Source organism: Acidithiobacillus sp. IBUN Pt1247-S3 (assembly GCF_041146875.1).
Classification (GTDB): Bacteria; Pseudomonadota; Gammaproteobacteria; order Acidithiobacillales; family Acidithiobacillaceae; genus Igneacidithiobacillus.
In genome coordinates this window covers 26,218-38,626 of sequence record NZ_JBFRXP010000004.1, presented here as the reverse complement: position 1 = coordinate 38,626, position 12,409 = coordinate 26,218, and the positions used below count along the sequence as shown (strand labels likewise).

Annotated in this window: 14 protein-coding genes; 3 read left to right on the top strand and 11 right to left on the bottom strand. The window is 58.0% G+C overall.

The window, feature by feature from the left end; genetic code table 11:
* Window positions 1-41: 41 nt before the first annotated feature.
* From recG to AB4090_RS03980, 9 genes are all read right to left on the bottom strand, one after another.
* Window positions 42-2,102 carry an ATP-dependent DNA helicase RecG gene (gene recG / locus AB4090_RS04020; RefSeq protein WP_369572574.1) on the bottom strand — a complete coding sequence of 687 codons (2,061 nt, stop codon included), beginning with the start codon at window positions 2,100-2,102 and terminating at the stop codon, window positions 42-44.
* Between the two features lie 5 nt (window positions 2,103-2,107).
* Window positions 2,108-2,320, bottom strand: coding sequence for a DUF1858 domain-containing protein (locus tag AB4090_RS04015; protein ID WP_369572573.1), 213 nt, complete (start codon window positions 2,318-2,320; stop codon window positions 2,108-2,110).
* A complete protein-coding gene (locus tag AB4090_RS04010; RefSeq protein ID WP_369572572.1) occupies window positions 2,307-2,708 on the bottom strand; it encodes a RidA family protein in 402 nt (133 codons plus the stop codon). Before AB4090_RS04010 ends, AB4090_RS04015 begins: the two co-directional genes overlap by 14 nt.
* A 17-nt stretch (window positions 2,709-2,725) precedes the next feature.
* Window positions 2,726-4,993 (bottom strand): bifunctional (p)ppGpp synthetase/guanosine-3',5'-bis(diphosphate) 3'-pyrophosphohydrolase, encoded by a 2,268-nt coding sequence (locus tag AB4090_RS04005; RefSeq protein WP_369572571.1) that lies wholly within the window; start codon window positions 4,991-4,993, stop codon window positions 2,726-2,728.
* Entirely contained in the window at window positions 4,977-5,252 is a 276-nt protein-coding gene (gene rpoZ, locus AB4090_RS04000; RefSeq protein WP_369572570.1) for a DNA-directed RNA polymerase subunit omega, read from the bottom strand. The genes AB4090_RS04005 and rpoZ overlap by 17 nt, the downstream gene beginning before the upstream one ends.
* 27 nt (window positions 5,253-5,279) lie before the next feature.
* The gene (gmk, locus tag AB4090_RS03995; protein ID WP_369572569.1) at window positions 5,280-5,912 is read right to left on the bottom strand and encodes a guanylate kinase; all 633 of its coding nucleotides are present in this window, start codon (window positions 5,910-5,912) and stop codon (window positions 5,280-5,282) included.
* 2 nt (window positions 5,913-5,914) lie between these two features.
* Complete coding sequence (locus tag AB4090_RS03990; RefSeq protein WP_369572568.1) at window positions 5,915-6,763, bottom strand: YicC/YloC family endoribonuclease; 849 nt, start codon at window positions 6,761-6,763, stop codon at window positions 5,915-5,917.
* A 73-nt stretch (window positions 6,764-6,836) separates the two neighbouring features.
* A complete protein-coding gene (locus AB4090_RS03985; RefSeq protein WP_369572567.1) occupies window positions 6,837-7,379 on the bottom strand; it encodes a Slp family lipoprotein in 543 nt (180 codons plus the stop codon).
* 151 nt (window positions 7,380-7,530) lie between these two features.
* Entirely contained in the window at window positions 7,531-8,223 is a 693-nt protein-coding gene (locus AB4090_RS03980; protein WP_369572566.1) for a response regulator, read from the bottom strand.
* Window positions 8,224-8,638: 415 nt separating this feature from the next.
* Between AB4090_RS03980 and orn the strand changes: the two genes are divergently transcribed.
* Window positions 8,639-9,214, top strand: a complete 576-nt coding sequence (gene orn / locus AB4090_RS03975; RefSeq protein WP_369572565.1) for an oligoribonuclease — start codon at window positions 8,639-8,641, stop codon at window positions 9,212-9,214.
* 2 nt (window positions 9,215-9,216) lie between these two features.
* On the opposite strand, the gene AB4090_RS03970 is transcribed toward orn, so the two are convergent.
* Entirely contained in the window at window positions 9,217-9,459 is a 243-nt protein-coding gene (locus AB4090_RS03970; protein ID WP_369572564.1) for a hypothetical protein, read from the bottom strand.
* A 15-nt stretch (window positions 9,460-9,474) separates the two neighbouring features.
* Here AB4090_RS03970 and AB4090_RS03965 point away from each other — a divergent pair, with 15 nt between their 5' ends.
* Together AB4090_RS03965 and AB4090_RS03960 are read left to right on the top strand one after the other, a co-directional pair.
* On the top strand, window positions 9,475-10,560 hold the full coding sequence (locus AB4090_RS03965; RefSeq protein ID WP_369572563.1) for an LLM class flavin-dependent oxidoreductase: 1,086 nt from the start codon (window positions 9,475-9,477) through the stop codon (window positions 10,558-10,560).
* Window positions 10,557-11,498: an NAD-dependent epimerase/dehydratase family protein gene (locus AB4090_RS03960; RefSeq protein ID WP_369572562.1), complete on the top strand. Its 942-nt coding sequence runs from the start codon at window positions 10,557-10,559 to the stop codon at window positions 11,496-11,498. Before AB4090_RS03965 ends, AB4090_RS03960 begins: the two co-directional genes overlap by 4 nt.
* Here the strand turns inward: AB4090_RS03960 and AB4090_RS03955 are convergent.
* Window positions 11,447-12,340 carry a uracil-DNA glycosylase gene (locus tag AB4090_RS03955; protein ID WP_369572561.1) on the bottom strand — a complete coding sequence of 298 codons (894 nt, stop codon included), beginning with the start codon at window positions 12,338-12,340 and terminating at the stop codon, window positions 11,447-11,449. The two genes, AB4090_RS03960 and AB4090_RS03955, sit on opposite strands and share 52 nt — an antisense overlap.
* Window positions 12,341-12,409 lie beyond the last annotated feature (69 nt).

Sequence of the window (12,409 nt, the reverse complement as noted above, 5' to 3'; positions counted from 1 at the left end):
CCCTAAGATATCACCGAATGTCTATGATTTATTAGTTTCTTTTACCCTACTCCAGCGTAAGCAGTTGCGCTCCCCAACCAGCGGCGAATGAGCAGGTCAACGGCCTCTGGGTAGTCATACTCCAAGCGTTCGGCAAGCTGGGGAAGCAGATCAAGGAGTTCTTCATCACGAAACAAATCAGCGATACGCAATTGTCGTTCGCCACTCTGGCGCACCCCAAGAAATTCCCCCGGTCCACGCATCTCTAAATCCTTGCGCGCAATGACGAAACCGTCCTGCGATTCGCGCATGATGCGCAACCGTTCGCGCGCCTTGGCCGAGAGAGGCGCGTGGTACATCAGGATACAAATGCTGGCTTGCGCGCCACGTCCCACCCGCCCCCGCAATTGATGCAGTTGTGCCAATCCCAAGCGCTCGGCATGTTCAACCACCATTACCGAGGCATTGGGCACGTCTACACCCACTTCGATCACCGTCGTGGCCACCAAGATGCGTAGCTCGCCGCCGCGAAATGCCTCCATGATCTGCGCCTTCTCTTCGCTCCGCTGGCGCCCGTGCATCAAGCCAATTGCTGTATCCGGCAGAGCTATTTGCAAATCCGCATAGCTAGTCTCGGCGGCCTGCAACTGCAGCAGTTCCGATTCCTCGATCAACGGGCAGACCCAGTAGACCTGACGGCCTGCGGCGAGCAGGTGATGCAGACGTTGGATGAGATCCTCCCGCCGATCATCGGCCAACACCAAAGTATCAATAGGTTGTCTGCCCGGAGGCAGGGCATCGATGGTGGAAAGATCGAGATCGGCATGCAGGGTCATCGCCAGGGTGCGCGGAATAGGAGTCGCAGTCATGACCAACAGATGTGGCATGTTGCCCTTTTCCAAAAGACGCCGACGCTGATCAACGCCAAAGCGGTGCTGCTCATCGATAATGACCAGCCCAAGCCGAGAAAACTCCACGTTCTCCTGGAACAACGCCTGCGTACCGCAAACAACCGATAATTTTCCTTCTTGCAAATCTGTCATAGCGGCGCGCCTTTGGCGCAATCCTTGGCTACCCAACAACAGCCCCACGGACACATTCAGATGCGCAAGCCAGGACTGGAGACGTTCATATAACTGTACTGCGAGGATCTCGGTCGGCGCCATTACCGCCACCTGCATTCCCGCAGCCACCGCGTGCAATAGGACCGCAGTCGCAACCAGGGTCTTGCCGGAGCCGACGTCGCCTTGCACGAGGCGCCGCATAGGTCGGCTGCCAGTCAGGTCTGCCACTGCCTCGGCAATTACTTTATCCTGCGCTGCGGTAGGGAAAAACGGAAGCCCTGCACGCAATTGCTGCCACAGGCGCGCGTCAGCGGCGCACGCCACAATCTGCTGTGTAGTTTCGCGCTCGCGCTCCCGGCGCAGGGCCAAGTGATGCGCCAGGAGTTCTTCCAACGCGAGGCGCTGCCACTCGCGGTCACACGGCGTTGGCGCTCGCTCAGCCCCCCGATGCAGATAGCAGATGCTATCTGCTAGCGTCGGCCACCCGGGAAGAAGGTCCCGTATTGGGTCTGCGAGTGTTGGCAATAATGCTAATGCCGCAGCAATAAAGCGCCGCCACTGCTGCTGGTGGATACCCTGGGTGCTCGGATAAAAAGGCGTAAGATGCTCGGGAGGATGAAAATCCGCTCGATCGGCAATTTGCCACTCCGGATGCACCATCTCCAACCCATGCAGTCCAGAACGCAGTTCGCCAAAACACCAGAGCCGCCGACCGCTATGCCACTGTTGACGCAGGGCAGGACTCAGATGAAAAAAGCGCAAGGTGAGCGTGCTCGGGCCCCCGTCCCGCAGACGTAGCAGCCATTGTTCCCGTCGACCCTGCTGCCGCTGCAAATCCACAATCTCACCGAGCACTGCGCACTCCATACCCGGACGCAATACTGTGATCGGCAACATGCGCCGACGATCCTGAAAGCGCAGGGGAAGATGAAAAAGCAGGTCCTCGATTCGCTCCAGCCCCAGGTTCGCCATCCGCTCGGCAAGCGCTGGCCCGATACCAGGCAGAGCCGTCAAGGAATCCTGCGGCCAAAGCCTCGTCGCCGCTTTACCCCCGGCCATACACTTTAGTGACTGGGGCTGTTACTGCGACGCGTTTCCCAGTCCGCGAGCAACGACTGCAAATCAATGTGATGCATAGCAGCTACGCCAGCAAGGGTTTCGCGGTCGGCAATAAAACACTCGTTGCAGTGGATGCCACGCTCTTCCAGCAGACTGCGCAGTTCTGGATACTGCTGCAGCAGAACGCGCATCGGCTGCTGCAAATCAATCGGCAACATGTCCTGCCTCGGCAAGGGCCACAATGCCATCAATCTCCACCGCAGCACCGCGCGGCAAGGCGGCTACCTGCAATGCCGCCCGCGCCGGGTAGGGTGGCGTAAAAAACTTTTCCATGAGGGTGTTAACCGTCGCAAAGTTACTCATGTCACTGAGATATACTTGCAGTTTCACGGCCCGACGCAGGTCCGTGCCGGCCGCCACGCAGACTGCCTGCAGATTATCCAGCACCTGCTGCATCTGCGCCGCAAAGTCTCCTTGCACCAATTCCCCCGTGCCCGGGTGGATGGGGATTTGCCCGGACAGGTACAAAAGATCTCCATGGATCATAGCCTGACTGTACGCACCAATGGCCTTTGGGGCGTCTGCACTGTGGACTGGTTTGGGCATAGGAATCTCCTGACAATTTACCCTTTCACACGCTGTACCCGCGATACCGACGGCAGGGAGCGCAAATTCCGTACCACCTGGGCTAGGTGATCGCGGTCACGGACAGTAATGGTAAAGGTAATCCCGGTGTACAGGCCATCCTGGGGCTCAATATCAACATGATCAATATTGGCATCAGCTTGCGCAATATGGGTTGCCACCCGGGCCAGAACACCGCGCCCACTCTCCGCCACTACCCGCACCAGGACAGGGAATTCGGCATGTACCTGGGGATCCCATTGCACGTCGACCCAGCGGTCGCGACGCTTACGCCATTCACGAATATTGTGGCAATCGTGGGTGTGCACGACGATGCCCTTACCCGCCGTAATGAAGCCGAGAATCGGGTCGCCGGGGATGGGACGGCAACAACGCGCAAGGGTTACCGGCATCCCTTCGGTACCGCGGATCAGCAGCGGCTGGTTATGTTCGCCGTCGCGCCCGGGCCGCCCAGGAAGCAAAGAACTGACCGCCTGCCCCAGACGCCTTGCGGTCTGCGCCAGACGTCCGCGCTCTTCTTCGGGCACCAACTTCTGCGCCACCACTAAAGGAATCACCTGACCAATGCCAATCGCCACCAACAGGGCGCTGCGGTCCTGTACCTGGAAAGTCGGGTAGACGCGTTGGAAATCTTCTTCCCCCAGCGCCTCAATAGCAGTTCCAAGACTGCGCAAGGCCTTGTCCAGCAGATTGTGTCCAAGTTGTTCCGCGTCCCCGCGTTGAATGGTCTTGAGATAAGAGCGAATGTTCGCGCGCGCCTTGGCGGTAACCACCACCTCCAGCCAGCCTGCCTGGGGATGCGCCGACTCGGCGGTGATGACCTCCACCTTGTCACCATTGTCGAGGATACTACGCAGTGGCACATAGATCTCATTGATTTTGGCCGCTACTGCCCGGTTGCCAATATCGCTGTGCACGGCGTAGGCGAAATCAATAGCTGTTGCGCCACGCGGCAAACCAAGAATTTTCCCCTTGGGCGTAAAAACATAGACCTCATCGGGGAAGAGATCCATCTTGAGGCTTTCGAGGAACTCTTGGGAATCTCCACCCTGCGCCTGCAACTCCAAGAGGCGCTGAATCCACGCTCGCGCCTGCGCCTCAGCATGCGCCCTCTGAATGCCACTTTTATAAAGCCAATGCGCCGCCACCCCGGCTTCCGCCACACGATGCATATCCTCAGTACGAATCTGAATCTCTACGGGATGACCAAAAGGCCCGAGCAGGATGGTATGTAGAGACTGATAGCCATTGGATTTCGGGATGGCGATGTAGTCCTTGAAACGTCCGGGAATGGGGCGAAACAGACTGTGTACAATACCAAGGACCCGATAACAGGTATCGACATCATCAACAATAATACGAAAAGCGTGCAGATCGTGGATGGCGGAAAAGGGCAAACCCTTACGCTGCATCTTGCGGTAAATACTGTAGACATTTTTCTCGCGCCCGCTCACTTGGGCATGAATCGCCTCCTGCCGCAGGCGTTCGGCAATCAGCTGCCCAATTTTTTGCACGCCCTCCTTGCGATTGCCGCGGGCCGATTTTATGGCTTGGTTCAGTGCATGCCAGCGCTTAGGATAGAGGTGCGAAAATGCCAACTCTTCCAGCTCGATACGCACTGCATGAATACCCAGACGCTGGGCAATCGGCGCATAAATATCGAGAGTCTCACGCGAGATACGTCGGCGCTTTTCCGCGGCCATCACGCCCATCGTACGCATATTGTGCAGACGGTCGGCAAGTTTGATCAGCACCACGCGAATATCGCGCGACATCGCCAAAAACATCTTGCGGAAGTTTTCCGCCTGCGCCTCTTCCCGAGTCTCGAAACGCACCTGACCAAGCTTGCTAACACCATCCACCATCTCGGTGACTTCGGCGCCAAACCTTTCCGTCAGCTCATCCTTGCTGATGCCACAGTCTTCGATCACATCATGCAGCAGGGCCGCTTGAATAGTGGCTACGTCTAATTGCAGCTCAGCGAGAATACAGGCAACGGCAACCGGGTGATGTATGTAAGGCTCACCACTGCGGCGCTTTTGCTCCCGATGCGCAGCAGCTGCCAACTCGTAGGCATCCCGCGCCTTCTGCACATCTTCTGGCGGCAAATAATGCTGCAGCAAAAGGCGCAACGGCGCGCAGGGGTCGTCGAGGGACGGTGATACCGGCGAAAGTTGCAAAACCTCAGCGGCCTCCATAAGAAAAACGGAGTCCGCCGGGCTACTGAGCTCAGTCGCTGCCGACATCCTCGGCACCTGCAGGTTCGCGCCGCGAGGCACCAGGGAAGCTGGCCAAGGGCGGCGGTGCTGGTTCATCAAGGATGGCGCGCGTTACCGCACCAGCCGCAATTTCGCGCAGCGCCACTACGGTATCTTTGTGCCGCCCCGCCGGGAGCGATGGCTGCGCGCCACTCGCCAACTGGCGGGCCCGCCTCGCTGCCACCAGGGTCAGCTCAAAACGGTTATCAACCTTCGACAAACAATCTTCTACGGTAATACGGGCCATAACGGCATTTCCTCTCTGTAAAACAAATCACGCCAAGAGATCGCGCAGACGCGCGTGCTCGCTATGCTGCTGGCGACTACGCCGCAGATGCTCGGCACGCACAATGGAGCGCAAATCCTCTAAGGCGCGCTGAAAATCCTCATTCACTACCAAGTAGTCGAACTCATCATAATGTAGCAGTTCTTCCCGCGCTGCCGCCAGTCTTCCAGCAATCACCTCGTCGCTGTCCTGCCCCCGGCCGCACAAACGTTCGGCAAGCGCCGCCAGGGAAGGAGGGAGAATGAAGACGCTAACAATGTGCTCCGGTAAACGTTCACGTACCAGGCGTGCCCCCTGCCAATCAATTTCCAAGAGGCAGTCGGTACCGGCAAACAACTGTTTTTTCACCCAGGACTCGCCCGTACCATAGCGATTGCCATGCACCAGGGCATGCTCTAAAAACTCGCCTCGCTCCGCCATTGCGGCAAATTGCGCAACCGATATAAAGTGATAATCTTGGCCGTCCACTTCCCCAGGTCGAGGCGCACGCGTGGTGTAAGACACCGAAGTGCGCAGAGCAGCGGCTTCCTGCACGAGGGCGCGGGAAAGACTCGTTTTGCCCGCCCCACTCGGCGCCGACACAATCCATAGAATACCCGCATGATGGGCTCGATCACTCATGTCTACTCCACATTCTGGATTTGTTCGCGTAGCTGCTCAATCAGCACCTTGAGCTCAATGGCCGCTTGGCTGACCTGTTGATCTCCTGCCTTGGAGCCCAGGGTATTGGCCTCTCGATTGCATTCCTGCACCAGGAAGTCCAGGCGTCGCCCAATCGCTTCGTCACGCTGCAGCACTTGCCGTATTTCTGCAAGATGCGTACTAAGTCGCTCCATTTCCTCTGCCACATCCTGCCGGTGTAGATAGAACACCAGTTCCTGTTCCCAGCGACCCGGCTCCACTTGTTGTTGCAAATCCCCTAATCGTCGCGCCAAGCGTTCTGCCAACCTGGCCTCAATAGCTGGCAGCTGCGCGCGCAGGGTCTGCAATATTTCTTCCATCGCCTGCAGTTTCTGCCCGAGAATATCTGCCAGTGCTGCGCCCTCGCGGCCGCGCGAATCCTGCAGCTCTTGTAGCGCGACATCGAGAAGTGCGAGAAACGGTTCTGGTTGCAGTTCTCGCACACTTCCCTGGAGAACCCCTGGCCAACGCAATAATTCGAGAGGATCGGGTGCCGGAAGCGGGCCATCCCATAGCTCGGCAGCTTCCGCCACCGCTCCGCGCAAATCATCCAATAGAAGGGGATTGATACGAATGCTGCTCTCATCTTCCTGGGGACGCTGGCGCAACCAGAGTTCCACTCTTCCCCGCTTAACGATCTGGCCGACCCGCCGACGCAGCTCATTCTCGATTGCCAAGAGACTGTCTGGGATGTGCAAGACAACTTCCAAAAACCGATGGTTGACCGCGCGGATCTCCCAAGATCTCCCGTCTTCTGCCTCGCTCCCCGTAACCCGGGCGTAACCCGTCATACTTCGAATCATTTGCGAACCGCCGACAAAGGAAAAAGTCTAGCACGCGGACGCGCGCAGGACACGCTCTACGCTACCAGGGATACGCCCAGCCAAAACCTGGACCAAAGGAGCCATAATAGCCCGGCCAACCCCAACCCCAGGCGCCACCCACGATCACGGTGCTCACCCGCGGTTCCGGCTCCGGTAGCGGCCACAAATACACGCGGCTGGCACTGAGACGCGGATAGGGATAGACGAAGCCGCCCACTTTTTTGCTCACGATGCCTTGCACAGTCCCAATGAAGGTCATCTCTCGCCCCGCCGCATAAAGCGTCGGGTCGTAGAATCCGGGCGCACAGGCAATGAAGCGACCGACGTCGGCGGCCTCCCGGCCAAGCATCGGGCGACCATCACGATTCAGGGGAAAGCCCAGCATGGTAAAGCAGGTCTGTTGCGCCTCGGGCTCGGTCTGGATCAGTTCTCCCCCCCAGCGCACCAGCTTGCCGTTTTCGGCCCCTGTCTGGGCCTGGTGCGGGGTGATGGGAGGAAAGTTGCCAGCTACCGGCGACATCGTGGCACAGGCAGAAAGGGTGAGAGGTAAGAACATCGCGAGAACAGGTTTCCAGTATCGCATGACTAGAACCCTCCACAGAAATGAGTCACAACAGTAGGATAGCTCAATTCTGTGAGGGCGGACAGGAAGAGAGCACGACTTCACAAAACGGTAACGGCGGATTCCTGAATTATTGCTCTGTGTTGGTTAACAGCAAGGAAATAGGGCTGAACTAAGATGATATCTGACCCGGCTCAAAACGGTAACCAACCCCGCGTTCGGTAAGCAAAAAGCGCGGCTGCTTGGGGTTATCTTCGATAATCTTGCGCAGCCGGGTCACCCGTACATCGATACTGCGATCAAAACGGCCATCCTCCTCGCCGCCTAGCACCTGCAACAAAAGATCACGACTGAGAATACGCCTTGGCCGCTGCGCAAAAACTGTTAGCAGTTCAATTTCGGCGGGGGTCAGATCTAACTCTTCGTCGCCGGCATAGAGGCGCCGCATGGCGAGATCAAGGCGAAAGCGACCGAACGTGACGCTCGAGCTTTGCTCGTCACGCCCGTGCCGACGCAGCAACGCGCGCAAGCGCGCCAACAATTCGCGGGCATTGAAAGGTTTGGCCAAGTAGTCATCGACGCCACTTTCCAAGCCAATGATACGGTCGTCGTCATCACCTCGCGCCGAGAGCATCAGCGCTGGCGGGGCATTCTTGGCGCGCAGCTCTTTGATCAAGGCTATTCCGTCTTTGCCGCCGGGGAGCATCCAGTCGAGGACAATCACATCCACCGAGCCGTCGCCGAGTTGCTGCCACATCTCCTTGCCATTGCCCGCCAACAGCACAGCAAAGCCTTCTTTCTCCAAGAAGCCTTTCAGCATTTGCGCCAGGCGTAAGTCATCGTCGACGATTAGGACTACCGCCATAAATCGCTCCCCGCAAGAGATCAGGAAATAATTCTGAAACAATTTACCTGCAGAATCTACACCGTTGAATGCAGACGCCCATCGCGTTTGTAGTTCAGGCGGTTGTTTTGCGGCTATTAGACGGGCACCTCGCCCGTCTTTTTTTATCCCAAGCTCAGCCGCTGTCTCGCGGAAAACCACACCCTACACCCGGAAATATTCTCGAAACATTACCTAGGCATTCTAGATCTTAAGGAAGGCGATCTACCCAAGCCTCGATCGAGATGGAGCGTATGATTACCGGCAAACAGGCCAAGACCTGCCAGCCAACAAGTTTGTAGCGGTTGTTTTGCGGCTATTAGACGGGCACCTCGCCCGTCTTTTTTTATCCGGGCGTTGCCATGCTACCATGCTCAGGTAGCCATGAGGAGAGCCGATGGACCCGAAGAGTCAGCGCCTAGTCTGGATCGACCTGGAGATGACGGGTCTCCATCCCCAACAGGATCATATCCTCGAAATCGCCACTATTGTTACCGACAATCAGCTCCGTGTCATTTGCGAGGGTCCCGTACTCGCAGTACACCACGAAGAAGACGTGTTGCGTGCCATGGACGACTGGAATCAGCGTACCCACGGGGCGTCCGGCCTGATCAATCGGGTGCGCGCCAGCCGCTTGGACCTCGCTGCCGTCGAGACGCAAACCCTGGATTTTCTGAATGCGCATGTCACTCCTGGCAGTTCGCCGCTCTGTGGCAACAGCGTCTGCCAAGACCGTCGTTTTTTGGCACAGCACATGCCGCGCTTGGAACGCTTTTTTCACTACCGTTTGATTGATGTCTCGACTTTGAAGGAGTTGAGCGCACGTTGGTATCGCAAACTTCCTCGCTTCCAGAAATCCGAGCGTCATGAGGCCTTGAGCGACATCCGCGAGTCCATCGAAGAGTTGCGCTACTATCGGCAGACCCTGTTTCGGGAATCGGATTGGGAGGAAGAGCGTCCCGACTTCGTTTAGGGCTACTTTACCGGAGCTGGCAGGTTTTGGATGAGGTCAACGCGCACACGAATCTCGAGATTGTCTTCGAGGACGCGGCAATGCAGATAATCGGCAGCATCTCCCTCCTCCAGAGCCAAGGGTAGAACAACGGTCATATAATGGGTCTGATCTTTGTCGTCGACCCAGTGCAGGCGCATCTGCTCTGATGTTAGGATGGCGATTTCCAGACGCTCGGCAATCTGTCGTGGCGTATGTGTTGACATGGAGTCTCCCGAATCATGCAGGTGGATCTCTTCTACGAACTGGCGGTACCCGCCCATCTTTCGCGTAGCGAGACACAAGTCTATCACGAAACCTTGGAGGAACTCGCTCTAGCCGACAAACTCGGCTTCCACGGCGCGTGGTTGGTCGAGCACCACTTCATGCGCGAATATTCGCATTCCAGCGCCCCCGAGATCTTTCTCGCTGCCGCCAGTCAACGTACCCAGCGCTTGCGCCTGGGCCATGCCGTCATCGCCCTACCCTACAATCATGTGGTACGGGTTGCCGAGCGCGTTGCCGTTCTGGATCTGCTCAGCAATGGTCGTCTGGATGTGGGGATTGGGCGCGGCTTCTCACCCCGAGAATATGCGATCTTTGGCGCGGAGATGGGCGACAGTCGCGCCCATCTGCAGGAGGGCCTAGCGATTTTGCGTGCCGCTGGCGGAGGTCCGGTGCAGCATCAAGGCAAGCTGTACCAGCTCGATGAGATCGACATCCTGCCCAAGCCAGTGCAGCAACCGCACCCGCCGCTCTGGGTTGCCGCCGTCAGCCCGCAAACTTTCCGCTGGGCGGCACAAGAAGGCATCGGTGTGTTGAGTGGCCCGTTCAAGCCGTGGTTCATGATCAAGCAAGATCTCAAGGCCTATCGCCGCGCGGTTCCCGATAGCCCGCACGCCAATACGCCGGGCTTCAACCCGCGCTTTGCCATGACCATTGGTTGCCTGTGCCTGGAAGACGCCACCGAGGCGCGGCAGCTGGCCGAAGGTTTTACCTGGTATTACCAGCGCCTGCTCGATCAAACACGGCCGGTATTAGCGCAATTGCGGGAAAGCTATGAATACTATCACCGCCTGGCCTTTCTCGAGCCGCTCTTGCGCAAGGGCTTGAGCCTGCGCCTGCTGGAGACCATGGGTATGGTGGTGGTGGGGAATCCCGAACAATGCCGGAAAGGACTCGCTCGCTACGCTCGTGCCGGGGTAGATCGTCTGCTTTTGGCGCTGGGTGCCGGCATGGTGCCAGCTGATGTCACGCGGCGTTCTTTGGAACTCTTGGCCAAAGAGGTCTTGCCCTCCTTCAGCGACGATAGCGCCAACGCGGCATGAGCCGCATCCTGCTCACCGGGGCTGCGGGGCATACCGCGAGTGTCTTGCTTCCACGCCTCCTGGAGCATTCAAGCCAGCCCGATGTCATCGCCTTTGATCGCCTGCCCGGCAGTCTGCAGCATCCTCGCCTGCGCTGGATACAAGGCGATCTGCGCAACGCGGATTGGCACGCCCTCCTTACAGAGGTAGACAGTGTCATCCATCTTGCCTTTGTCGTGCTCAGCCCGCGCCTGGGTCCACAGCATCGCTGGCGGGCCGAAATGGCTGAGATCAATCGCCGCGGCACGCTGCGTCTGTTGCAGGCCGCTACGTCGGCAGGCGTGGAACGCTTCGTATATAGCAGTAGTGTGGCGGTTTATGGTGCCTGGCCCGATAACCCGGTAAGAATCACAGAGGACCAGCTACTGCGCCCACCCCCGGGCTTCGCCTACGCAGAAGACAAAGCGGCAGTAGAACGGCTAATGCAGGAACACAGCGCGCGCCATGCACAGATGCGACTGAGCCGGTTACGCCTGCACGCTATTGTCGGCCAGCATGCCCAGCCTCTGGTCAACGCCATCGCCTGTTCGCCGATCGGTCTGCGTCTTCCTGACAGCAACCTGCCCATTCAGTGCCTGCACGAAGACGATGCGGCGACGGCAGTCCTGACGGCCTGGGAACAAGGGGCGGTCGGGGCCTTTAATATTGCCGCGCCCAACCCCATCGCTTGGTCGCAAATTCCACGCCGCCTGCCAGCACCCATTAGCCCACGCCAACTCCACTGGCTACACCAGCGTTTGCGTCCTTTTACCCGTCGCTTGGGAGATCCTGGCTGGCTTCTGGGTCTACAGTACCCTTTGGTGGTGGACTGTAGTCGCGCAGAGAGGGAGCTTGCGTGGCGGGCACGTTACTCCGTAGCAGAGGCACTGGCGTCACTACCTTGTGGCAAGTCTGCGTAAGTTTGCAACGCCAATTTGAGGTCCTCCCAGACCTTGCGTTTTTCGATGGGATTGCGCAACAGATAGGCAGGATGATAAGTCACAATCAACGGAATCTCGCCATAATGTTGCAAGGCGCCGCGCAAGTTGGCCAAGGGTTCCGTGCTCTGCAACAGACTCTGGGCAGCGAATCGCCCCATGGCAACGATAATGCGCGGCTGCAGCAAGGCAATCTGGCGCTGCAAAAATGGCAGGCAAGAGCGCACCTCGGGCCCGAGCGGGTCGCGATTCTGTGGTGGCCGGCACTTGAGCACGTTGGCAATGTAGACCTGCTCGTTCCGGCTCAGCCCCATCGCTCCCAGCATAGCATCGAGCAATTGCCCGCCACGGCCGACGAAGGCCTCGCCACGGCGGTCCTCTTCTGCACCCGGCGCCTCGCCAACAAAGAGCCAGGGGCTAGGGCGCGTGCCGGCGCCGACGACGGCGTTTTTGCGCGTTTCCCCTAAACTGCAGGCACGACAGGCATGGATGCTCGTCTCTAGCAGGGACCAGTCCATGCGGGTAATGCGCTCGATTCGCTCATTTGTTATTGGGGTGGTGGGCGCAACTGACTGTGCTGATTTTTTCTCTTCTGCCGAATGCACCGGTATGGGACTTTCATCGGCCAGGGGTTCTTCCGCAGAGAGTTCGGGAATTTCTTCTGCGGCCACCACAGATGGGCTTGGGCGGGGGATTGCTTTGACGTTACTGACGTCATCGGGATTTTCTTCCCGCATTTCTAGTGTTTCGATGCCTGCTGGAACTGCAATCTCGAGGGCTTGCAGATAGGCGATTTGTGCGGGGCTGAAAATCTTGCTGACCATTTCTGGATGATAGCCCCTCTGCCAATCACAAAGAAGCCTGCCAACAAAAGATAGACAAGAAGTTCTGCT